The organism is Flagellimonas lutaonensis (assembly GCF_000963865.1).
Taxonomy (GTDB): domain Bacteria; phylum Bacteroidota; class Bacteroidia; order Flavobacteriales; family Flavobacteriaceae; genus Flagellimonas_A; species Flagellimonas_A lutaonensis.
This window is the reverse complement of sequence record NZ_CP011071.1, coordinates 1916626-1940178: the sequence shown is the minus strand read 5'-3', so window position 1 is coordinate 1940178 and position 23553 is coordinate 1916626. Positions and strand designations below refer to the sequence as shown.

Here is a 23553-nt window from a genome sequence, read left to right as displayed (position 1 = left end):
TGTTTTTTCAAAGGGGCATGCCCCTTTGAAAAACCTCTAAAAATTCTTTCGGGCTGCTTCTTCCCAGAGACTTATGGGGATGGAACCGATTGTATTCCTCCCTGAAGCGTTCCGTTTCCATATTTACTTCCTCGATGTCCCTGAACAAATGGGCATCGAGTACATCTTCGCGATATGTCCGGTTGAACCTTTCGATAAAACCGTTCTGGCTCGGCTTGCCCGGTTGTATGTATTTTATCTCGATATCCTCCACTTCGCAATAGTTGACAAAGACTCTGGATAGGAATTCGGGGCCGTTGTCCACTCTTATGGCCAAGGGCTTGCCATGGATCTCTATGGCCTCCCTTAGGTACTCCACCACCCTTATTCCGGGCATGGAGAAGTTTCCTTTCATACAAAGTGCCTCACGGTTGAAATCGTCCATCAGGTTGAACACCCTGAAGTTCCTTCCCGTTATCAGGCTGTCGGACATGAAGTCCGCGCTCCATACCTCCCTTGGGGCATCGGGGACCTCCAGCGGCTCCTTTATCCGCTTGGGCAATCGCTTCTTGGTCTTTCTCCTTAGTTGCATGCCCAAGAACCGGTAGACCCTCAGTACACGTTTACGGTTCCATTTATGGCCTTGCTTGCGCATGCGGTTATAGAGCCAGTCGAAGCCCCGGTTCGGCTTGGCCTCTGCAAGTTCCGTCAACTTGTCGATGACCTGCGTATCGTCACGACGGCTCCGATAGTACCACATCGAACGGCAAAGGCATACTATCGTACAAGCACGTGAAATGCTCAGCCCCTCTTCCTTTACGATGCCTTCCGCCAGTTCCCTGCGCCCGCAAGGCCTCAAAGCTTTTTTTCGATGATGTCCTTTAAAATCCTATGGTCAAGGCTCAGGTCTGCGTACATCGCCTTGAGTCTCCTGTTTTCTTCCTGCAAAGACTTGAGCTCCTTGAGCTGTTGGGCGTCCATACCACCGTACTTGCGCTTCCAACTGTAAAAGGTGGCCGTGGTGATACCCTTGTCACGACAGATGTCGGTGACCTTCATTCCCGAATCGTACTGGTGGAGCATGGACACAATCTGTGCTTCCGTGAATCTGCTTTTCTTCATAAGCTAAAAATAATTGATTTTTAAACTGTACGAAAAACAGGGAAGCCTTCAGTTTAAGATGCGCCAAAGCAGCACTGTTGTATATGGTAATCTCCAGCATAGGGCCCTGGGCACTGGGAGGCATCATGAACACCTTGGGGGCAGAATCGGTCTGGTACCGCATGGCCATCTATTTCTATCTTCACTTTCAGTACAACGGCTGGATGATTTTGGCCCTCACCGCATTGGCCTTTCTAATGCTTGAACGGCATAAAATCAACCTTTCAAAAGCGCAATTCAAAAAGTTCTTTCTATGCCTAAACATGGGCATAGTTCTGAGCTTTTTTCTTTCCACCTTATGGGTAGAGCCCCCTCTGTTTTTCTATTTTCTTGGAGGGATGGGTGCCATATTACAGCTATTCGCCTTTGGCTATTTGATTCTGCTTGCTTCCCCTCAAATCAGCACAAAAGGGTTGTCCACGCTACAAAGAAAACTTTTGAAATGGTCCGTGGTGCTTTTGATCACTAAAATCTTGTTGCAACTACTCACCTCTTTGCCCTATTTTGCAAAAGTAGCGGCCAGCTACCTAGACCTTACCATAGGGTATCTACATCTTACCTTTCTCGGGGTGGTCAGCATCGGCCTTTTCTTGTTTCTTGACTATTTTGGTTTGCTTAAGCTACCAAGAAATGTAATTGGCCTCTACCTAACCGGCTTTGTGGGCACTGAAACCCTCATTTTTTACAAAGGGGTGGCTGCATGGCAAAGTTGGCCATTCTTTGATGGTTACTATGAAGCATTGGCCATTGGAAGTCTCTTGATTGTGATAAGTCTTTTGGCAAAATTGGCGCTAAACTTAAAGAAATAGCATCCAAAACCATACTTAGGGGCAGCTTATTTTTTGGCCTGTCTATGCTGGTAGATTTGCATATACAGCATGGTGCTCATCTTTTGCGCGCGGTTTTTGGCTATCCATGCCCTTTCCCCATCAAAAAGTGCATCGAGGGTCTCGAACCAAAGGTTGATCCATTGGCCAAAATGTTCTGAAGTGATCGTACCATCCATTTTATCATCGACTTCTTGGTGGACAATTACGGGGTTGCCACGGTACTTCCCTTTGAGAAACAATTGGGTCTCCCAGAAATCGGTCAGTAGCTCAAGATGGCTTTCCCAGTCTGTTATGATGCTATTGAAGATAGGGCCCAGGAGGTCATGTCTTCTGATCTTTCCATAAAAGGTATTGACCAAAAGTGAAACATCATCCCTATTGACAATATCGTTCTTTTCTTTCTGCGCCATTGTTAAAATGAAATAATAATTCTTGCCAAGACAAGTTTCAAAATCCGTTAAATCGTTCATAAGCTGCTTTTTTCAAAGCTTCCCTATGGTCTGGATGGGCTATGGAAATTAAGGCTTTCGCCCGCTGTTTCAGGTTCTTGCCATAGAGATTCACCACGCCGTATTCAGTGGCAACATAGTGCACATGGGCACGGGTGGTGGTTACCCCGGCGCCCTGTTTCAGAAAGGGAACTATTTTAGAAATGCCCTTGTTGGTGGCCGATGATATCGCAAAAACAGGCTTACCTCCCTCAGACAGCGAGGCACCACGAATAAAGTCCATCTGCCCCCCTACCCCAGAAAACTGATAGCTGCCAATGGTATCGGCGCACACCTGACCGGTCAGGTCAATTTCAATGGCACTGTTAATGGCCGTTACCTTAGGATTTCTTCTGATTCTAGCCGTATCATTGGTATAGCCTGAATCCCTAAAATCACAAATGGGGTTATCATCTATAAAATCATAGAGCTTACGAGATCCCACTGCAAAACAGCTAACTATCTTGCCTTTTTTGACCACTTTCTCCGCACCATTGATAACGCCGCTCTCGAGCAAGGGCAACACCCCATCTGAGAACATCTCGGTATGGATGCCCAGATTCTTGTGGTCTTTCAGGTTTGACAGTACCGCATTGGGAATATTGCCGATACCCATCTGCAACGTTGCCCCGTTTTCAATCAGCGTGGCCACGTTTGCACCGATTTTATGCTCCAGTTCGGAGATTTCGGTCGGATTGTGTTCATGTATCGGCCTGTTCACCTCTGTCGCAAATTCAATTTGATCAATATGCACAATACCGGTGCCATGGGTTCTTGGCACATAAGGATTTATCTGTGCAATAATTTTTTTGGCCGTTCTCACGGCAGGAAGCGCTACATCTACAGACACCCCCAATGAGCAATACCCGTGTTTGTCGGGGGGCGAAACCTGCACAATGGCAACGTCCAATGGCAAATATTCAGATTTGAACAAACGGGGAATCTCGCTCAAGAATATCGGTATGTAATCGGCTTTCAGGCTATTGACACTTTTTCTGACATTGCCGCCCACAAAACAAGAATTCAACCGAAAGCTATTGCAATAGGGCTGTTGTGTATATGGGGCATCTCCCTCGGTATGTATGGAGATGATCTCTACGTTTTCAACTTCTTTGTGTCTTTCGCAAAGGGCATTGACCAGTTCATTGGGGGTCATGGCAGCCCCTTGAATGAACACCCGGTCTCCTGATTTTACTACTTGTACGGTTTCTTCTGCTGTGGTGATTCGCATTGTTACTATGTATATTTACGTCAGTTTAAGTACTTTGGCTTCGCCCGGCATGGACCGGGTCGAGAACCTATCCAAATTATTTTTGAGAGCATCTCGACTGCGCTCGATGTAACATCGTTAATTCAAGATTTCACGGTTGATGGCATTCCATTTCAGCTGATACCATATGAGTGTTCACTGGCTTCGGTGACACATAGGGAATACCCAAACCCAGCCCCCTCAAAATAAATAGCGTACCTACCAGCACAACAAAAACAGGGATCAACCTTTGTATTTTAGCCTTGACCGGTGCTTTTAGCCAACTACCTATATAAACTGAAGTCGTCATCAGAGGTATGGTTCCCAGGCCAAACAACGACATGTAAAATGCGCCTTGTATTGCACTGCCCATGGCAATGGCCCCCAACAGCGCCATGTAGACCAACCCACAGGGCAAAAAACCATTTAAAAAACCGATGGTCAAAAAGGTGTCTGGGGTTCTCTTTTGAAGCGCTTGCCCCAAGCGTGACTTTACTTTCGCCAAAACGGCGTAAACCGGTTTTGCCAAACTATATTTTTTGAAATACCTGCCGGGCACCAATACCAATAGAATCATAATGGCCCCTATTAAAATGGAAAGTTTCTGCTGTACCCCGAAAAGATAGAGCCCCCTGCCCACCAGACCAAAAGCGAGGCCCATTAGCGAATAGGCCAATATTCTACCCAAATGGTACAGGAACAGCTGCCCGCCCTTTTTCAGTTGGTCATGCCTATCCAATGGCAACATAAAGGCAATGGGGCCGCACATGCCCAAACAGTGCAGACTGCCCAAAAATCCTAATATGGCCGCTGAAAAAACCATGTTCAGTAAATCAACTTTTCTTTGTGCAAGAAGGCGTTATTTTTGTGCTTCCATTGTACGGTAATGTCCCACCGACCGTCTAGCAGGCGATTGTCAGGTATGAGCAAATGTGTACTGGACAAACTTATGGGAAAGTTAAAATCCAAATGCCTGTTCGACGGTCTATAGAGGGACACTTTTCCTGAAATGTCTTTAGGGTCAAATTGTTCGGGGAAATGAATCATAAAGCCATCTGCGGTCTTCTCGATCTTTAGTACCGCGTTGTGCTTTACCGCATCATTGGCCTGGTCGATTTCTTCTTGATAAGCCAGTTCTTTTTTGTAATACTCTTTCGTGACCAGATCATGGTTGGCCCTGTCATCGATGCTCATACGCACCACGAAGTACATGATAAAGGCTATAAAGCCAATGAATGCCAAAACGATGCCTGTTCCCCAGTTAATTTTCATAATAGTTTTTTTTCATTCCCTCGAAGGAGGGAATCTTTAGTTTATTTTGTCTTACCCCCCCTTGCTCCCTTACTTCGACTGCGTCAGCACAGGCCTCAAGGGGCCTAATTATAACTTCTCGGGGCCAAAAATTGTGTTGTCGTTGTCTCTATCAGTTCATCACCACTATATACCCCAATTTTTAGTTTATGTTTATCACCAGTTAGCGCCGAATTATTGATTTCGATGAAGAGGGTTCCATTGGCTAAGCCCTGAGCTGGCACCATAAAACTATCTTGGGAGACCATTTTTATGGTTCCTTTATGCGACAAAAGCTTAAAATTGACGTCTGCAATATCTTTATTGGTTTTGTTGACCAATTTATAGGTATAGACATTGCTGATCATATTGTTCTCTTTTCTTTCATATAATTGCCCGGGCAATCTAAGTATGTTGGCCTCAACATCATTTCTAAGAAATAGCATCCCCACAAGTACCCCAATCAAAATAACCAATATGGCAGCATACCCTTTCATGCGAGGAGTGAACCGAAATTTTTCTTTGTTGGTTATTTCACGTTCACTGGCATACCGAATCAACCCTTTGGGTTTGTTGATGCTTTCCATGATGTGGTCACACTCATCGATACAAGCGGTACAGTTTACACACTCCAACTGTGTTCCATTGCGAATGTCGATACCCGTTGGGCACACGTTGACACATTGAAAGCAATCAATACAGTCGCCATAGCCCAAGGCGTCCCTATCCTCATTTTTTCTAAACTTTTTGCGCCCTTTTTCACCCTCGCCCCTTTTATGGTCATAGGCCACCACTATCGATTTATCGTCGAGCAATACACCTTGCAACCTACCATATGGGCACGCTATAATACACACTTGCTCTCTGAACCAGGCGAATATAAAATAGAATACGCCGGTAAAAATTAGTAGTGATACCATGGTACTCAGATGCGCCTTGGGGCCATCAATTATGTATTGTATCAAAGTGTCACTACCTATTAAATAGGCCAAGAACACATTGGCGATCAAAAAAGAAATAATAAAGAAGATGGTCCATTTCAGCACTCGCTTCTTAATCTTTTTGGTATTCCACGGGGCCCTATCAAGCCGTATTTGAGCACCTCGGTCACCATCTATCCAATATTCGATACGTCGAAAGACCATTTCCATAAAAATGGTCTGGGGGCATATCCATCCGCAGAAAATCCTTCCAAAAGCCACGGTGAACAGGGCGATGAAAATGACCCCGATGATCATCGAAATAACGAACAGGTGAAAATCTTGTGGCCAGAACGGGTAACCGAAGATATTGAAACGGCGCTCCAGCACATTGAACATCAAAAACTGGTGTCCATTGATTTTCACAAAAGGAGATGCCAATAGAAAAACCAACAGTACATAACTGCCCAGTTTACGATAATTGTATAATCTACCACTCGGTTTTTTCGGATAGATCCACGCCCTTTTTCCCTCTTTGGTGACCGTTGCAATAGAGTCTCTAAAATTTTCTTGGGTTTCCGGCATTTTCTTTTTAAATGAGCGTTTAATTTATTTCCATGCTATAATACCGTGTTTTGCACTTTTTAAAGAACAGAAAGCTACATGTTTTTACAGCTCACATCACTATTGGTATTTTCTGAAATCTAGGCATCGGCTTTGATTTCCTAATTGGGAGCATCCATATCCGAAGTCTCTTTGTCAATGGTTGGATCAATCCAAATTTCGCCTTCGGGATCTTTTGGGTTGGCTGGTGTGGTACCTTGAAACTGTAACACATAACTGGCCACTTGTGCCATCTCAACAGGTTTTAAGCTATTTTTCCAAGCTACCATGCCCTTACCGTCACGGCCTCCTTCAGAAATGGTGTTGAAAACATTTTTGATACCGCCTCCCAATATCCAATATTCATCAGTTAGGTTGGGGCCAATTCCCCCACCGCCATCCGCCATGTGGCATGCCACACAATTGGTCTCAAAGATGGCCTTACCGGCCTCAAGATCGCTCGCATCGGTCAACAATTCTACCGTATTCACATCGACCAGGTTCTTGGCGGTTTTCTTGTATTCTTCAATTTCGGCTTTCGCTATGGCAACATCTTCTAAATACTCTTCTTCTTGTGTATAATCGCCCACGATATGGAACCGAACCAAATACACCACAGCAAAGATGATAGTAACATAGAAAAGATAGACCCACCAAGGCGGCAACACGTTGTCAAGCTCCCGAATGCCATCGTAGTTATGGTCTAAGATGATTTCGTCTTCTTTTTCGATGGCTTTGCTCTTGGTCAACCGTCTTTTAAGATTTTCGAACCATTTGAACTCTACCTGTTTGTTCTTTGCCTCTAGATACCGCTTTTGGGCCTCTGGCGAAAGCGTTTGGAACATAATATTCTCGATGGAGCGCAAAATCAGTTCGATGGCTATCAAAATGAACAGCACCATCAGCAAGAAAAACTGTGTTATCGGGTATTCGATAAAGGCCGGCTTATCGCCTGAGTCGATAAAATATTCCATCAGTCCAAAGACGAGGAAGAACAGTACGGGAACCCTTATCCACCATGGAATTCTAGAAATCATAATTTTGTTTTTATTGGTTATCGTTATCTAAAGGCAATTCGCCCATTTCCTTTATGTGCGCCTTTGAGGCGGTGAACACCCACCAAAATAGTAGGGCAAAGAACACGAAGAATATCAGTAGCGATATCATCGGGTAGGTTGCCACCCCTTCAATTGTTTCCATATGGTTTTTTACGAACTTCAACATAGCCTACTGATTTTGAGATAATACTTCTTCGGTTTCCTTCACTTTGATATCGGTGCCCAATCGCTGTAGATAGGCAATCAAAGCCACAATTTCGCGATCGCGCATCTCAACGAACTCCTCGCCATTTTCCTCGGCATACTTTTTGTCTGCCTCATAGGTTTTGGCAAACTCAGGGTCGGAGTACAGATTCTTTTCGATCTGTGCCGCTTGTTCTGCCATGGCCTGTTGGGCATTGGCAATATCTTCTTCGGTATAGGGTACGCCCAGTTTGACCATGGCCCGCATCTTTTCTTCGATCATACTACGGTCATGCTCGTTGGTCACCAACCACTGATAGGCTGGCATAATGGACCCTGCAGAGGTGCTCTGGGGATCGTACATATGGTTCAGGTGCCAGTTGTCTGAATATTTGCCCCCGATACGTAGCAGATCGGGCCCTGTACGTTTACTGCCCCATAAGAAGGGATGGTCGTACACAAACTCACCTGCCTTGGCATACTCGCCATAACGTTCCACCTCGCTTCTGAAAGGACGTATCATTTGTGAGTGACAGCTTACACAGCCTTCACGGATGTAAAGGTCGCGCCCCTCAAGCTCAAGCGGGGTGTAAGGTTTGACACTGGTAATGGTCGGGATGTTCGATTTCACCAAAATGGTGGGCACAATCTGAACAATACCGCCTATCAAAATGGCAATGGTGGCCCAAATGGTCATTTGAATGGGCCTTCTTTCCAACCAAGTGTGCAAGGTTTCGCCTGCGGTTCTTTTCTTGGTAACACGGGTCAAAGCAGGTGCCTCAGCCAGTTCGTCTTCGACAGCACTTCCCTTTCTAATGGTCACCACTACATTATAGACCATAACAAGCACACCCACTAGGTACAGGGTGCCCCCGATGGCACGCATCCAGTACATAGGAATAATTTGCTCTACGGTTTCCAAAAAATTGCCGTAAACCAAGGTGCCGTCTGGGTTAAAGTCTTTCCACATCAACGCTTGGGTAAACCCGGCCACATACATGGGCAATGCGTACAGCACAATCCCCAAAGTGCCGATCCAGAAGTGGAAGTTGGCCAAGCCCCTAGAGTGCAGGGCAGTTTTAAACATTCTCGGCACCAGCCAGTATATCATACCAAAGGTCAAAAAGCCGTTCCAAGCCAAAGCCCCCACGTGAACGTGCGCAATGATCCAATCACTGAAATGGGCTATGGCATTCACATTTTTAAGTGACAGCATCGGACCCTCGAAGGTGGCCATACCATAACCGGTAATGGCAACTACCATAAACTTGAGGACCGGATCGGTGCGAACTTTGTCCCACACCCCTCTAAGGGTCAATAGACCGTTGATCATACCACCCCATGATGGAGCGATCAGCATTACCGAAAATACCACCCCTAAATTTTGTGCCCAGTCAGGCAATGCAGAATACAGCAGGTGGTGTGGGCCGGCCCAGATGTAGATAAAGATCAACGACCAAAAATGCACAATAGAAAGTCTATACGAATAGACCGGTCTATTGGCTGCCTTAGGCACAAAATAGTACATGAGGCCCAAGAACGGTGTGGTCAAAAAGAACGCAACTGCGTTGTGGCCGTACCACCATTGCACCAGGGCATCTTGTACCCCTGCATATACCGAATAGCTTTTCAGGGCAGAAACAGGCAGTTCAAGACTGTTAAATATGTGCAGTACAGCTACTGTTACGAATGTGGCCAGATAGAACCATATAGCCACGTAAAGATGGCGTTGGCGTCTTTTTAAAAGGGTTCCGATCATGTTCCAACCAAACACTACCCAGACCACCGCAATGGCAAGGTCAATGGGCCATTCGAGCTCAGCATATTCTTTGGTGGTGGTGTAACCCAAAGGCAAGGTTATTGCGGCTGCCACGATGATGAGCTGCCATCCCCAAAAATTGATGTTGCTCAGCAAATCACTGAACATTCTAGCTTTGAGCAAACGTTGCAAAGAGTAGTAGACCCCGGCAAAAATAGCGTTGCCCACAAAAGCAAAAATCACTGCATTGGTATGCAGTGGCCTTAAGCGCCCAAAACTCAACCATGAAATGCCATCGGTCAAATTCGGAAACAAAAACATGAAGGCCAACAAGAGCCCCACCAACATGCCAACAACCCCCCATAGTATTGTGGCATAGAGAAATTTTTGTACGATTTTGTTATCGTAATGAAATTGCTGTACTTCCATAATTATTGGTTTTCACTTTTATTTAGTTCGTTGTTTTCGGTGTCTTTATCGACCAGTTCATCTTCAAATAGCATTCGAACCGATGGCGTGTAGGCATCATCGTATTGCCCGCTCTTGACTGAAAGCACAAAAGCCGCAAAAAAGAAGACCGCAACAGAAATGCTGATGGCCAACAACACATATATAACACTCATACCTACCTGAATTTCGGTGTAAAAGTAACCTGACAGAATTGTCCAAAAAATGACATATATCAGCTTTTATGTTCAATATTTTCTGATGATAAAGGCATGTGCATCCGTGCCAAGGTTATCAGCGCGCCCAGTATGATCACGTTCTTTCCTATGTACTGACCAAGTAATGTGGGCACCAATGGGGCCGCTTTGAACGATTCAAGAGGAAAAAAAATCAACGGGGTAAACGTGAAGATGATGTGGCCTATGGCCAATGCGATTGCCTGGCGCTTCAGTACGTTCAACATCAACAAGGCCCCTATCAACACCTCTAGCGTTGCCAGTAGCAGGATCGAAACCTCATCGGGAAGCACGCCAAAGGTCAAACTGTGTATGGTATTCTTGGCCAATTCTTTGGCCGGACTCGTATTTGGAAAAAACTTCAGGGCCCCAAACCATACGTAGACAAACCCTATGCTGACCGCCAGCACATGATTTTTTGAAACATGCCTCACGGCTTTTTTAATGTTATTTTTCACGTTTCCCATTTTTCTCAAGTTTTCTTCCCAAAAAATTGGTGGCCACAGTGGCAAAGGCCACTATACTGATAGAGCTCAAAGGCATCAGTATGGCCGCTATCACCGGTTGTAACTGACCTGTTACAGCAAAATAGAGCCCCACCAAATTGTAACACAGTGACAACAAAAAACTGATCTTGATGATTCGAATCGACTGCCTTGACATCGTTATAAACTCATCGAGCCTTGGCAATTTTGACGCGTTCAAGATCCCATCACAAGCCGGCGAGAACACATTGATGTTCTCTGAGACCGCTATGCCCACATCACTTTGCGCCAGCGCACCGGCATCATTGAGCCCATCGCCCACCATCAGCACCTTTTGTTTTTGCTGCAAGGCCTTTACAAATTCCAGTTTGTCTTCGGGTTTTTGATTGAACAACATGGGGGTGTTCTTGGGCAGTTTAGAGGCCAGATAGTTCTTTTCCCCCTCATTGTCACCCGACAACAGTACTACGGCCATCGTTCTTTTCAGCCTTTCCAACAGCTGAAAAATGCCTTTTCTGTAATTGTTCTTGAACACAAACTTGCCCTTGTACCCCTCGTTGGCACTAACATAGACTTCGGTGGCCCCGTCAGTATCTTCTTCGCCTACCCCTACATAGTTTGACGACCCTACCTTTATCGATTGGTCTCCCGCACGACCCTCAAGGCCCTTGCCCACCTTTTCTTCAAATTCATCCAAGGTCATGATATCATGATTGTGCAGCATATTGTACAACGACCTACTGAGCGGGTGGTTAGAAGCTCGCAGTGTGTTCTTTAAAAGTGATGTTTCATCCGCGGTCAGTTCAATGCCCTCGTAGAAAATAGCATCCGATTGGGCAGTGGTCAAGGTACCGGTCTTATCAAATATGGCGGTTTTTACCTTTGCAAGACGTTCCAAGACATTGGTGTCTTTCACATAAAACTGGTGTCTGCCAAAAATGCGTAGCACGTTGCCCAGCGTAAAGGGCGCTGCCAGTGCAATCGCACATGGGCAGGCAATAATGAGCACCGCGGTAAACACGTTCATTACCTTGCTTGGGTCATGGTACAGCCAAAAAAGTGATGCCGTCACCGCTATGGTCAAAACCGCTATGGTAAACCGTTTGCCAATACTATCTGTGAGGGTCTGAAAATCGGTCGCCTTGTCTTTTTCAAAAACGGTATTGCTCCACAACTGGGTAAGGTAGCTTTGCGACACCGATTTGATCGCCTCTACCTCGATCACACCTGAAAGCTGCTTGCCACCCGCGAAAAGCTTATCGCCCGAGCACTTTTTCACGGCCTGCGATTCGCCGGTGACAAAGCTGTAGTCGATTTGGGCATCACCTTCGATCAAAATACTGTCGACAGGAATAATTTCTTGGCTACGGATCAACAATCGGTCACCCGGCCTTACCTTGTACACCTCAATGTTCTCCTCTTGGCCATTGCCGTTAAGACGGGTAATCGCTATGGGGAAATAGGACTTATAATCGCGCTCAAACGACAAAAATGCATACGTCTTTTGTTGAAAGAACTTACCGAGCAACAAGAAAAAGACCAGACCCGTAAGGCTGTCAAAAAAACCGGAACCTAGGTCAAAGACAATATCGGCCGTGCTTCGAAGAAACAGCACCAAAATACCCAATGCTATGGGCACATCGATGTTCAAGTGTTTTGAGCGCAGCCCCTTGTAGGCCGATATAAAATAATCTTGGGCCGCATAGAAAACCACGGGAAGCGAAAAGGTGAACATTAGCCATCTGAAAACGACCTTATATTGATCCAACCAATACTCTTCAACCTCAAAATATTCTGGAAACGACAACAGCATAACGTTGCCAAAGGCAAAGCCCGCAACGCCCAGTTTATAGATAAGCGCCCTATCGACCTTTTTGGCCTTCTTGTCGTAGTCTTCTAGAGAAATGTACGGTTCATAACCGATACGGGCCAGCATAACGACCAACTCTTTCAATGAGAAATCTTCGGTGGTATAGGTGACCCGAGCCGTTTTCTTGGGAAAATCTACCTGCGAGCTTCTCACCGCTGGAAGCAACCGGTTCAAATTCTCTAAAACCCATATACAAGAGCTACAGTGGATCTGGGGAATATGAAGGTTGACCACCTGAATTTCATCGGAATCGAACTCGACCAGTTTCGCTACAATATCTTGATTGGATAGAAAATCGTACTTGCCCGACACCTCGTTGGGTGTGGTGCCGGCGCTGGCCTGCAGATCATAATAATGCGAAAGATTGTTCGAAGAAAAGATTTCATAGACCGTTTTACATCCTTGGCAACAAAACAATTTGTCATCAAAGTCTACGGAATTCTTATCGCAGTCGTCACCACAATGATAGCACTTGGTGGGCTTCATTCACATTTGCATTATACCTGCGACAAATATGGTACACTTAAAACCATTAAAACATGACATTTGTCAGTTCTAGTGGAGGCCACAGGGTATATTTTTGTGAAACCGGGTAAATAAAGCGATATGGAAAGTCGTTGTGAAAACTGCATTGTGAGACAATTTAACGCCCTTCGTGCCATGAGCAAAGAAGAGCTCAAAAAAGTCTCAGATTCTAAGACCGTCAAAAAAATAAAAAAAGGCCAGTCGCTTTTTGAAGAAGGGGAAAAACTCAACGGTGTGTTTTGTGTTAGGAATGGCGTATCAAAGCTCTCTAAACTCAGTGCAAATGGCAAAGACCAAATTGTGAAATTGGCCTCTACGGGCGAGGTCATGGGCCAACGCTCGGTAATCGCCGAAGAAACCACCAATTTATCGGCAGTTGCGGTAAGTGATATGGAAGTATGCTTTATTCCCAAGGAAACAATCATTAACACACTTCATACCAACCCCAATTTTACCTTAGAGGTTTTGCGACACATAGCACACGATTTAAAGGAAGCGGATGATGTGATCGTGAACATGTCGCAAAAAACGGTCAAACAGCGCATTGCCGAGGCTTTTCTTTACCTGAAAAACAATTTTGGCGAAGATGATGAGGGATTTTTGGCCCTTACCCTCTCGCGGGAAGATATTGCCAATGTGGTGGGCACCGCCACAGAATCGGCCATACGGATTATTTCTGAGTTCAAGAAAAAGGGATATATCCACAGTTCGGGAAAACGATTGGGCATCAAAGACGAACGAAAACTAAAAGACATGATAGAAGGCTTTTAGCCCAAGGCACTTAAAAGCTGATATTTATCATAGTATTCGAACGGGCACTCCTCTAATTTTACGCTATCTAAAAAAATGGCATGAAACGGATACTGATTCCAACTGATTTTTCTGAGAATGCATGGAACGCCATTCAGTATGCCTTGCATTTGTTCGCAAATGAAAATTGCACCTTTTACCTTTTGAACACCTATACACCTGCCATACCCAGTAGCCGTTTTATGGCCCCAATGGTAGATGGTGTTCGCATTGAGGATGCGGTACGCAGCAATTCGGAAAGGGGACTGCAAAAAACGGTCGAAAAAATAAAGACGCTTTTCAATAACGACAAGCACCAATTTGAGACCATATCATCGTTCAATCTTTTGGTTGACGAGGTAAACGACGTGGTAGATACTTTTGGGATCGATTTAATCGTTACCGGCACCAAAGGGGCCTCGGGCATGGAAGAGGTGTTTATGGGCAGCAATACGGTACGCATTATTAAAAACACCAAAAAATGTCCGGTGTTGGCCATTCCGCAATACTTCGAGTTCGTTACCCCCACCGAAATAGCTTTTGCAACCGATTTTAATCGGTTCTATACCGAATCAGAGTTGGCCCCTTTGGTAGATTTGGCAAAAACTTTCAACGCAGTGGTCAGAATTGTGCATGTACAGTATAAGATCAAGGCCCTGACCGAGCTACAGCAGTTCAACTTGAACATGCTACGCAAGTATCTGAGTGAGGTGGAACACTACGTGCATACGGTCTCAGAACTCAATTCGGTATCACAGACCCTCGAGATTTTTTCAAAAGAACTTGACATCCACCTATTGGCAATGCTCAACTACCGGCACAGTTATATGGAGCGCATGACGCGTGAGCCCATAGTCAAGCGCACCGCGTTCCACACACAGATTCCTTTGTTGGTCATTCCCGAACTGGGCATGGAAAGCCTAAACAAAACTTCAAACCACGACCAACAAGAACTGGTATCGAACTAGTGGTCTTTTTGACCTATCGGATGATCTTCGTAGAAGTCTTCAAAGGTCTTTGACGTCTGATAATTGTCTGTGAGTACTTTATAGACCATATACACGACCATTGCCTGACCTACCAAGGTCAAACAAAAGACCCAATTGAACGGAAAGTTCATGCTTGCCATTATGGTAACGATCACAAGCACCAAGGTGGTGTAGGCTATCAGGGCCATTGCAGAAATCTTCATAGCTTTTCTTTTTCCAAAAAAGATACGAAGAAACGTTTTTGGGTGAAAGCATTTAACACAACTTAACTTGTTTGAAAAGGACCGAAAAACAAAAAGCCCCTCATTGCTGAGAGGCTTTTGTGCGGGTGAAGGGAGTCGAACCCCCACGCCTTGCGGCACTAGATCCTAAGTCTGGTATATATTGCACTAATAAAACATAAATTAACTCATTTTCAATGGTTTATGTTTTTCATCATTTTATTTAAAGTCAATTAATATCAGTTAATATCAACATTTGTTGTACCTATGTTGTACCCAGAATTCCTAATAAAGACGTATCTTTAAAGTGAATTTTTGACAAAATGTTGTACCTGATTTGGCTTTCGTATCTAAAACAGGTTCAAAATGTCAACGAGTGCAAAAATAATACTTCGCAAAAAGCCTAATGCAAAAGGGCTGTATCCGCTTGCAATTAGGATAACCAAAGACCGTCGTTCAACTTACAAACACATAGGCCATTACATTGAATTAGAGGATTGGGACTCTAAAAACCTAAAGGTAAAAAAATCGCATTCTGAAGCTGAAAGCCTGAACAATTTGATAGCTTCCAAACTATCCGAAGCCAGAAAAGGGCTTATTGCATTACAGACGGATAATAAAGGTGCTACTGCTCGACAAATCAAAAAAGAAATATATAAGCCAACTTCGAGCTTAACTTTTTTTGATTTTGCTGACGAGCATCTTGAAGCCTTAGAAGCTGAAAAGAAAATCAATCGCCATTCTACAGATTCAGCTTGGGTGAGTTATATAGAAAAATACTGCTCTGGCCGACATTTGACTTTCCAAGAAATCAATGAGCGCTTTCTCAAAAAATTCAAGATTTATTTAAAGGGTTCTTGCTCATTAACTGAAACTACTGCAATGAATGTAATGGTATTGATAAGGTTACTGTTCAATAGAGCCATTAGGGATAAGGTTGTAAGTAAGGAAATATATCCCTTTGGCAAGGATAAGTTTAAAATCAAATTTCCCGAAACCACAAAAACAGGGCTTTCAGGAAAAGAAATAAAAGCCCTGGAAAGTGTTACTGAACTAACTGATATGGAAAGACACTCATTAAATGTTTGGTTGTTCAGTTTCTATTTTGCTGGAATGCGTGTTTCGGATGTGTTGTTTATAAGGTGGTCCCAGATTTATGATGGGCGATTGCATTATAGAATGGGGAAAAATTCAAAGTTACTCTCCCTTAAAATTCCAGCTAAGGTTGAAAAAATCTTGCTACAGTACATTGAGGACAGAGTAAATGATGATGACTTTGTTTTCCCGGAAATGAAAAAAGCTGACTTATCTGATGCGAAAGACATATATCGAAAGAAAAAAGTAGCAAATAAAAAATTCAATGACCACCTTAAAAAGATTGCGAAAAGAGCAGGCATCCAGAAAAAAGTTACGATGCACATTGCTCGACATTCTTTTGGCAATATTGCAGGCGATAACATTCATCCGCTTATGCTTCAAAAATTATATCGGCATACGGATTTGAAAACCACCATTAACTATCAAGCTAATTTTATTCATAAAGATGCTGACGATGCTTTGGACAGTGTGGTAAATTTTTTATAAAAACATATTTTCTTAAAAACTCTAACCTATTAGAAAAACAAAATAAATATATTTAAGTATTTGCTTAAATAATTATATAATTGTAGCTTTACTCAAAATTGTAATTATGGCTCTTGAATTAAGTTGCACCCGTGCCGAGGCAGACCAGAAGCAATTGATGCGCTGTCGTGAGACGTTGAAAACAAGTTCAGAATCAATCAACAGTATTGGCAAGGTACTCGCCCTGGCAGGTAATGAGACCAGACTGAAGATACTTTTCCTCTTGAACGAGGAAGGTGAACTTTGTCCTTGTGATTTTTCAGATATACTGGAAATGAGCGTACCCGCAATTTCGCAGCATATCCGTAAAATGAAGGATGCTGAATTGATAACTTCGAGACGTGATGGTCAAACGTTGTACTACTCCTTGGTCAAGGATTCAAGCAATGTGTTGGAAGGAATATTCGGTAGGCTTAAAGAAAACAAACAAGTAGCATAGAATGAACACATCCAAATCATCAAATACAGCAGCGTACACCGGCATTTTCACAGCGGTCGCTGCCTCAGTCTGTTGCATCACACCAGTGCTTGCACTATTGGCAGGAACAAGCGGTATTGCTTCGACATTTTCTTGGATAGAACCTTTTAGACCTTATTTAATCGGACTGACAATTTTAGTTCTTGGATTCGCTTGGTACCAGAAGCTAAAGCCAAAATCACAGCACGAAATTGATTGTGCCTGTGAAGATGATGAGAAACCTTCTTTTCTACAATCAAAAACATTTCTGCTTATTGTGACACTCTTTGCGAGTCTAATGCTGGCATTTCCCTATTACTCAGGAATATTTTATACCCAACCAACCAAGGAAATCGTATATGTGCAACAGGACAATATTGTTAAAAAAACCTTTACCGTTGAAGGAATGACTTGTACTGGTTGCGAAAACCACGTCAAGAGCGAGGTAAACAAGTTGGACGGAATACTTTCTGTTAAGGCCAGTTACAAAGAGGGCATAACAATAGTCAAATATGACCGCACCAAAGTATCTGAGGAACAAATAATAAACGCAATCAACAGTACAGGTTATAAAGTCTCTGAATAATATGGATACTACAATTTTAAAATCCACCATTACCTGTCCCAAATGCGGGCACAAAGAAGAGGAACAAATGCCCACCGATGCCTGTCAGTTTTTCTATGAATGTAAAAACTGTAAGGTAGTAATTCGGCCAAAGGAAGGCGATTGTTGCGTGTACTGTTCATATGGCACCAAGGCTTGTCCACCTGTCCAAAATGATATGAAATGTTGCGAATGAGCAAAATTAAAATTCCGTTAAACCCAACAAAAACTGTTAAAATTTTGTAATTTTGCATTGATGAAAAAGATCTTCCATAAGATATTATCCGTTTTGATGGCTTTGGTAGTGATGTTCACTACAATGTCGTTTACGGTGGATATGCATTATTGTGGGGATTCTTTGGTTGATTTTAGTTTCTTCACAAAAGCAGAATCTTGCGGGATGGAAAAAGCACAACCAACCAGGGGTTGTGAAAATCCTGCTATGAGCGAGAAATCTTGTTGCTCGGACCAAAAAATAGTGAAGGAAGGTAGCGACGACCTTAAAACATCATTCAATAAACTTACTTTTGAGCAACAGACCTTCGTTGCCACATTTTTCTACACCTATATCAATCTTTTCGAGGGACTTGATGAAAACATTGTTCCCTTCAAGGATTACTCGCCCCCCTTTATTGAACGGGACGTTCAGATACTTTACGAGACCTATTTAATTTGATTTTTAGACAGTAGTCCGATTCCGATACCCATCGGAACGGCACTAAGCCCAACGGTTATCCCGTTCTGGGCACGTTTTGTTGTATTCAACTTTTAGAATTGCAACAAGACCACCATTGTATAACTGTCTAATTATCATTTTGTATGCTGAACAAAGGCATAAAATTCCTTATAGAAAATAAGCTCGTTGCGGTACTGATGCTCGCCCTTTTCGTGGGTTGGGGCATCGTGAACGCACCCTTTAATTGGGACACCGGAATATTGCCCAATGACCCTGTGGCTGTAGATGCCATACCCGATATTGGCGAAAACCAACAGATTGTTTTCACCAAGTGGCAGGGGCGCTCCCCTCAGGATATCGAGGACCAGATTACCTACCCGCTTACCACTTCCCTTCTCGGAATACCTGGCGTCAAGACCATTCGCAGTTCTTCGATGTTCGGCTTTTCGAGTATCTATATCATTTTTGAAGAGGATATCGAATTCTACTGGTCGCGTAGCCGCATCCTCGAAAAGCTCAATTCGCTACCCAGTGGTCTGTTGCCCGATGGTGTCAATCCCGCCTTGGGTCCAGATGCTACGGGATTAGGCCAGATTTTTTGGTACACGCTGGAAGGCCGTGATAAGGACGGGAACGTCACGGGTGGATGGGACTTACAGGAACTTCGTAGTATACAAGATTACTACGTAAAATATGCTCTTTCTTCTGCCAGCGGTGTTTCAGAAGTGGCTTCCATCGGTGGTTATGTGCAGGAATACCAAGTGGATGTTGACCCTGAAAAGATGCGTCAGTACAACATCGGTCTGGCCGATATAGTAAAGGCGGTTAAGGAAAGCAATCAGGACATCGGTGCGCAGACCTTGGAAATGAACAAGGCCGAATACCTGGTGCGCGGTCTGGGCTACGTGAAATCCATAGCAGATATAGAAAATGCCGTAGTTGATTCCGAAAATTTCACATCTATCCGAATCAAGGATGTAGGCAAGGTACACTTGGGACCAGCTGCACGTCGAGGCATTTTGGACAAGGAAGGTGCCGAAGTTGTGGGCGGTGTGGTGGTAGCCCGCTATGGTGCCAATCCGCTGGAAGTCATCAATAACGTTAAAGACCAAATCGACGAAGTAAGCTCGGGACTTCCCACTAAGGAATTGGCCGACGGTCGAACCTCACAAGTAACCATCGTTCCCTTTTACGACCGAACCGAACTCATTCAGGAAACCTTGGGAACGCTCAACGAGGCCTTGACCTTGGAAATCCTGATTACTATTTTGGTCATCATCATAATGGTGTTCAATTTGAGGGCATCCATATTGATTTCAGGATTAATGCCTGTGGCCGTCTTGATGGTTTTTATCACGATGAAGCTCTTTAATGTGGATGCGAACATCGTGGCACTCTCGGGTATCGCCATTGCCATCGGAACGATGGTGGATGTGGGTGTCATCCTCGCCGAAAATATGATTCGCCATCTGGAAGACGAAGATTTACGGGTAAATAAAAATGGTCAACCTTACACTACAAACGAAATCGTGTACAACGCCACCGCCGAAGTTTCCGGTGCTATCGTTACTGCGGTAATGACTACGATAATCAGTTTTCTTCCGGTGTTTACGATGATTGGTGCCGAAGGGAAACTCTTCCGACCATTGGCGTTTACCAAAACAATGGCACTGGCCGCAGCACTGGTTATTGCGCTATTTCTTATACCGCCATTCGCAGCCACTTTCTTTAGAAAGACCGAAATACGGGAACGGCTCAAATATGCCATCAATGGGTTTTTAATCTTATTGGGAATCACCGCCGTGATTTTTGGGTATTGGATAGGTTTGGTACTTGTCGCTTTTGGCGCGGTGGCCATTTTATCGATGCGTGTTACGTTTTCGCGGAAGCAGAAAAATCTCATCAATACGGTTATTGCCACCATCGCCGTTGTGTTTCTATTGGCCGAGTATTGGCGACCACTTGGTTTCGACCGCAGCCTAATTATGAACCTGATTTTTGTAGCGGTAAGCTGTTTTGGGGTTCTGGGCATCTTTTCGCTACTCAGAAAGTACTACGACAGCATCTTAAAATGGGCATTACAAAACAGGTTGCTGTTCCTGATAATCCCCACAACATTGCTCGTTCTTGGTTTCTTCATAATGCGCAACACGGGCAAGGAATTTATGCCAGCACTCAATGAGGGTTCGTTCCTGTTGATGCCCACATCCCTTCCTCACTCAGGCATAGAGGAAAACAAGAGGGTTTTGCAACAACTGGATATGGCCGTAGCCACTATCCCTGAAATCGAGACCGTGGTAGGAAAGGCAGGTCGTACCGAATCCGCACTTGACCCGGCACCGCTTTCGATGTACGAGAACGTGATTCAGTACAAGTCCGAATATATGCGGAACGCTTCAGGGGAACGGCAACGGTATCGGGTAAACGATGACGGACTCTTTGTATTGAAAAACGAAAGGTTTCATATCAATCCGAACAACGAAGTAGAAAGCGATGCTAATTATGAAGCATCCCAATTGCAAACTACTATCACAAGAAACGAATTGATTCCCGATGATGATGGCGAGTACTACCGCAACTGGCGACCTGAAATCGAAAGTCCAGATGATATTTGGAACGAAATTGTACGGGTCACCATATTACCGGGAATCACGTCCGCCCCAAAATTACAGCCCATCGAAACACGACTGGTGATGTTGCAAACTGGAATGCGCGCACCAATGGGCATTAAGGTCAAGGGGCAGGACCTACGGGAAATCGAAGCATTCGGCTTGGAACTCGAAGACATCCTAAAGCAAGCCGAAGGCGTCAAACAACAGGCTGTATTTGCCGACCGTATCGTGGGTAAACCCTATCTGTTGGTCGATATAAAACGGGAACAGTTGGCACGCTACGGTATTTCGATTATGGACGTACAGGAAATACTGCAGGTGGCCGTTGGTGGGATGCCCCTGACCCAGACTGTCGAAGGTAGGGAACGCTATGCGGTAAGGGTGCGCTACCCCCGTGAGCTGCGGGAAAGTCCGACTGACTTGAAAAACATCTACGTTCCCGTGGAAAAAGGAAGCCCTGTTCCATTAGGCGAATTGGTTGATATTCGATATGAGCAAGGTCCACAGGTCATCAAAAGTGAGGACACTTTCTTGGTAGGTTACGTGCTGTTCGACAAGCTGGACGGATTTGCCGAAGTGGATGTGGTGGAAAACGCCCAGTCATTGATTCAGGACAAAATAGATAATGGTGAACTGACCGTTCCCAAAGGCATTAGCTATAAGTTCACCGGAACCTATGAAAACCAGCTGCGAGCCGAGAAAACCCTGTCTATCGTGGTTCCGTTGTGCTTGATTATCATATTCCTCATTTTATACTTTCAGTTCAAATCGGTCACCACCTCATTAATGGTATTTACAGGCATCGCCATAGCCTTTGCAGGTGGCTTTGTGATGATTTGGCTGTACGGTCAGGACTGGTTTCTCAATTTCAGTTTGTTCGGTGAAAACCTACGTGAACTTTTTAATATCAAGACCATCAACCTGAGCGTTGCGGTTTGGGTCGGGTTTATTGCCCTTTTCGGAATCGCTACGGATGACGGTGTGGTGATGGCGACCTATCTCGACCAGAGTTTTGAGAAGGAAAAACCGAATGACAAACCAGGCATTCGTCAAGCTACCCTTGAAGCGGCCGGCAAGCGTATCCGTCCCTGTTTGATGACGACCGTAACGACCGTTCTTGCCTTGTTGCCCGTACTCACATCCACAGGAAAAGGAAGCGACATAATGATTCCAATGGCCATCCCCATTGTGGGCGGGATGCTTATTGATGTAACCTCATATTTCCTGTTGCCCGTATTGTACAGCTGGCGGGAAGAATACCAACTTAAACGAGCGAGCAAATGAAAAATGTAAAAATCATCATCGGATTATTGCTTGTTTCCGCTTTCGCAAAAGCACAGGAACTGCAATCCTACATTCAGGAAGCGGAAGCGAACAATCCCGTTATCCAAGCATACGAACTTCGATACAACATCGCACAGGAAAAGGTCAACGAAGTCAATACGCTACCTAATACTGTGGTAAGCGCAGGATACTTTGTAAGCGAACCCGAAACCCGAACGGGTGCGCAACGGGCACGGTTTTCGATTTCGCAGATGTTGCCTTGGTTCGGCACGATAACGGCACGGGAAAACTATGCCAGCTCAATGGCGGAAAATGAGTTTGTAGAAATTGCCATTGCCAAACGAAAACTGGCACTTTCGGTCGCCCAATCCTATTACCAATTGTATGCCAATAAGGCGAAGCAGGATATTTTGGACGAAAACATCCAACTCTTAGAGACCTATGAACGGTTGGCATTGACCTCTGTGGAAGTGGGCAAAGCCTCTGCCGTGGACGTACTACGATTGCAGATTCGGCAGAACGAATTACAACAACAAAAGGAAGTCCTTCAGGAAGACTATTTGGCGGAACAGTCCAACTTCAACAATCTGCTGAACCGAAAGGAAAGTATCGCCGTGGAAGTTGTTCCGGAAATGACCATTCCAACGGAAGACCCGATGTATAGCAAAGAAGGATTGGCACTCAATCCGGAACTGCTAAAATACGATAGACTTTACGAGTCCATTGAGCAATCCGAATTGCTCAATCAGAAAGAAAGTGCCCCGAATATCGGTTTTGGATTGGACTATGTACCCGTTTCCGAACGTCCCGATATGACCTTTAGCGACAACGGCAAGGATATCATTATGCCAATGGTATCGCTGTCCATACCTATTTTCAACAACCGCTATTCATCGGTTTCCAAACAGAACGAACTGAAGCAACTGGAAATCGAATCACAGAAAAACGAACGATTGAATGTATTGGAAACCGCTTTCGCGAAAGCAACATCGCAACGCAATCAAGCCCGTATTCAATTCAATACCCAAGAAAAGAATTTAAAGCAAGCGAACGATGCCGAAGAAATCCTGATTAAGAATTATGAAACAGGAACCATCGATTTTAATGATGTACTGGACATACAGGAACTGCAACTGAAATTTCAGATGAACCAAATCGAGTCGGTGCGGATGTACTATGCACAGTCTGCGATTATCAATTATCTAATCAACTAAT

At 44.5% G+C, this 23553-nt stretch carries 23 protein-coding genes; 10 read left to right on the top strand and 13 right to left on the bottom strand.

Going from position 1 to position 23553, the window contains the following annotated elements:
* Positions 1-7: 7 nt before the first annotated feature.
* Positions 8-1101 (bottom strand): IS3 family transposase gene (locus tag VC82_RS09080; RefSeq protein ID WP_157517925.1). Its coding sequence is split into 2 segments (ribosomal slippage): positions 8-840 and positions 840-1101, totalling 1095 coding nucleotides; the frame shifts between segments, so codons are not numbered across the junction.
* An 83-nt stretch (positions 1102-1184) separates the two neighbouring features.
* On the opposite strand from VC82_RS09080, the gene VC82_RS09070 reads away from it, so the two are divergent.
* Positions 1185-1949 carry a hypothetical protein gene (locus VC82_RS09070; protein ID WP_052698978.1) on the top strand — a complete coding sequence of 255 codons (765 nt, stop codon included), beginning with the start codon at positions 1185-1187 and terminating at the stop codon, positions 1947-1949.
* A gap of 26 nt (positions 1950-1975) precedes the next feature.
* On the opposite strand, the gene VC82_RS09065 is transcribed toward VC82_RS09070, so the two are convergent.
* The 11 genes from VC82_RS09065 to VC82_RS09015 all read right to left on the bottom strand — a co-directional run bounded on the left by VC82_RS09065 (position 1976) and on the right by VC82_RS09015 (position 13044).
* Positions 1976-2440, bottom strand: coding sequence for a group III truncated hemoglobin (locus tag VC82_RS09065; protein ID WP_417935057.1), 465 nt, complete (start codon positions 2438-2440; stop codon positions 1976-1978).
* Positions 2418-3689 carry an acetyl-CoA hydrolase/transferase family protein gene (locus tag VC82_RS09060; RefSeq protein ID WP_045802099.1) on the bottom strand — a complete coding sequence of 424 codons (1272 nt, stop codon included), beginning with the start codon at positions 3687-3689 and terminating at the stop codon, positions 2418-2420. The genes VC82_RS09065 and VC82_RS09060 overlap by 23 nt, the downstream gene beginning before the upstream one ends.
* 130 nt (positions 3690-3819) lie before the next feature.
* Entirely contained in the window at positions 3820-4530 is a 711-nt protein-coding gene (locus VC82_RS09055) for a sulfite exporter TauE/SafE family protein (protein ID WP_045802098.1), read from the bottom strand.
* 2 nt (positions 4531-4532) lie between these two features.
* On the bottom strand, positions 4533-4979 hold the full coding sequence (locus VC82_RS09050) for a FixH family protein (protein ID WP_045802097.1): 447 nt from the start codon (positions 4977-4979) through the stop codon (positions 4533-4535).
* A 104-nt stretch (positions 4980-5083) separates the two neighbouring features.
* Positions 5084-6502: a cytochrome c oxidase accessory protein CcoG gene (gene ccoG / locus VC82_RS09045; protein ID WP_045802096.1), complete on the bottom strand. Its 1419-nt coding sequence runs from the start codon at positions 6500-6502 to the stop codon at positions 5084-5086.
* A 140-nt stretch (positions 6503-6642) separates the two neighbouring features.
* A complete protein-coding gene (locus VC82_RS09040) occupies positions 6643-7557 on the bottom strand; it encodes a cbb3-type cytochrome c oxidase N-terminal domain-containing protein (RefSeq protein WP_045802095.1) in 915 nt (304 codons plus the stop codon).
* A 10-nt stretch (positions 7558-7567) separates the two neighbouring features.
* Entirely contained in the window at positions 7568-7744 is a 177-nt protein-coding gene (locus VC82_RS09035) for a cytochrome c oxidase subunit IV (protein ID WP_045802094.1), read from the bottom strand.
* 3 nt (positions 7745-7747) lie between these two features.
* Positions 7748-9949, bottom strand: coding sequence for a cytochrome-c oxidase, cbb3-type subunit I (ccoN, locus tag VC82_RS09030; RefSeq protein WP_045802093.1), 2202 nt, complete (start codon positions 9947-9949; stop codon positions 7748-7750).
* Positions 9950-9951: 2 nt separating this feature from the next.
* A complete protein-coding gene (ccoS, locus tag VC82_RS09025) occupies positions 9952-10143 on the bottom strand; it encodes a cbb3-type cytochrome oxidase assembly protein CcoS (RefSeq protein WP_045802092.1) in 192 nt (63 codons plus the stop codon).
* 59 nt (positions 10144-10202) lie between these two features.
* The gene (locus VC82_RS09020) at positions 10203-10661 is read right to left on the bottom strand and encodes a doxx family protein (protein WP_245615867.1); all 459 of its coding nucleotides are present in this window, start codon (positions 10659-10661) and stop codon (positions 10203-10205) included.
* Positions 10651-13044, bottom strand: a complete 2394-nt coding sequence (locus VC82_RS09015) for a heavy metal translocating P-type ATPase (RefSeq protein ID WP_045802090.1) — start codon at positions 13042-13044, stop codon at positions 10651-10653. The genes VC82_RS09020 and VC82_RS09015 overlap by 11 nt, the downstream gene beginning before the upstream one ends.
* A 174-nt stretch (positions 13045-13218) precedes the next feature.
* Here VC82_RS09015 and VC82_RS09010 point away from each other — a divergent pair, with 174 nt between their 5' ends.
* The gene (locus tag VC82_RS09010; RefSeq protein ID WP_157518215.1) at positions 13219-13854 is read left to right on the top strand and encodes a Crp/Fnr family transcriptional regulator; all 636 of its coding nucleotides are present in this window, start codon (positions 13219-13221) and stop codon (positions 13852-13854) included.
* An 80-nt stretch (positions 13855-13934) separates the two neighbouring features.
* Positions 13935-14840, top strand: a complete 906-nt coding sequence (locus tag VC82_RS09005) for a universal stress protein (RefSeq protein ID WP_045802088.1) — start codon at positions 13935-13937, stop codon at positions 14838-14840.
* Here the strand turns inward: VC82_RS09005 and VC82_RS09000 are convergent.
* Entirely contained in the window at positions 14837-15064 is a 228-nt protein-coding gene (locus tag VC82_RS09000) for a hypothetical protein (RefSeq protein ID WP_045802087.1), read from the bottom strand. The two genes, VC82_RS09005 and VC82_RS09000, sit on opposite strands and share 4 nt — an antisense overlap.
* 384 nt (positions 15065-15448) lie before the next feature.
* On the opposite strand from VC82_RS09000, the gene VC82_RS08995 reads away from it, so the two are divergent.
* The 7 genes from VC82_RS08995 to VC82_RS08965 all read left to right on the top strand — a co-directional run bounded on the left by VC82_RS08995 (position 15449) and on the right by VC82_RS08965 (position 23552).
* The gene (locus tag VC82_RS08995; RefSeq protein WP_045802086.1) at positions 15449-16666 is read left to right on the top strand and encodes a site-specific integrase; all 1218 of its coding nucleotides are present in this window, start codon (positions 15449-15451) and stop codon (positions 16664-16666) included.
* Positions 16667-16772: 106 nt separating this feature from the next.
* Complete coding sequence (locus tag VC82_RS08990) at positions 16773-17144, top strand: ArsR/SmtB family transcription factor (RefSeq protein WP_045802085.1); 372 nt, start codon at positions 16773-16775, stop codon at positions 17142-17144.
* A 1-nt stretch (position 17145) separates the two neighbouring features.
* Positions 17146-17748, top strand: coding sequence for a mercuric transport protein MerTP (merTP, locus tag VC82_RS08985; protein ID WP_045802084.1), 603 nt, complete (start codon positions 17146-17148; stop codon positions 17746-17748).
* A 1-nt stretch (position 17749) separates the two neighbouring features.
* Positions 17750-17962 carry a GDCCVxC domain-containing (seleno)protein gene (locus tag VC82_RS15815; RefSeq protein ID WP_084598184.1) on the top strand — a complete coding sequence of 71 codons (213 nt, stop codon included), beginning with the start codon at positions 17750-17752 and terminating at the stop codon, positions 17960-17962.
* Positions 17963-18022: 60 nt separating this feature from the next.
* On the top strand, positions 18023-18442 hold the full coding sequence (locus tag VC82_RS15970) for an HYC_CC_PP family protein (protein WP_045802082.1): 420 nt from the start codon (positions 18023-18025) through the stop codon (positions 18440-18442).
* 143 nt (positions 18443-18585) lie between these two features.
* A complete protein-coding gene (locus VC82_RS08970; RefSeq protein ID WP_045802081.1) occupies positions 18586-22338 on the top strand; it encodes an efflux RND transporter permease subunit in 3753 nt (1250 codons plus the stop codon).
* A complete protein-coding gene (locus VC82_RS08965) occupies positions 22335-23552 on the top strand; it encodes a TolC family protein (protein ID WP_045802080.1) in 1218 nt (405 codons plus the stop codon). The genes VC82_RS08970 and VC82_RS08965 overlap by 4 nt, the downstream gene beginning before the upstream one ends.
* Position 23553: the final 1 nt, after the last annotated feature.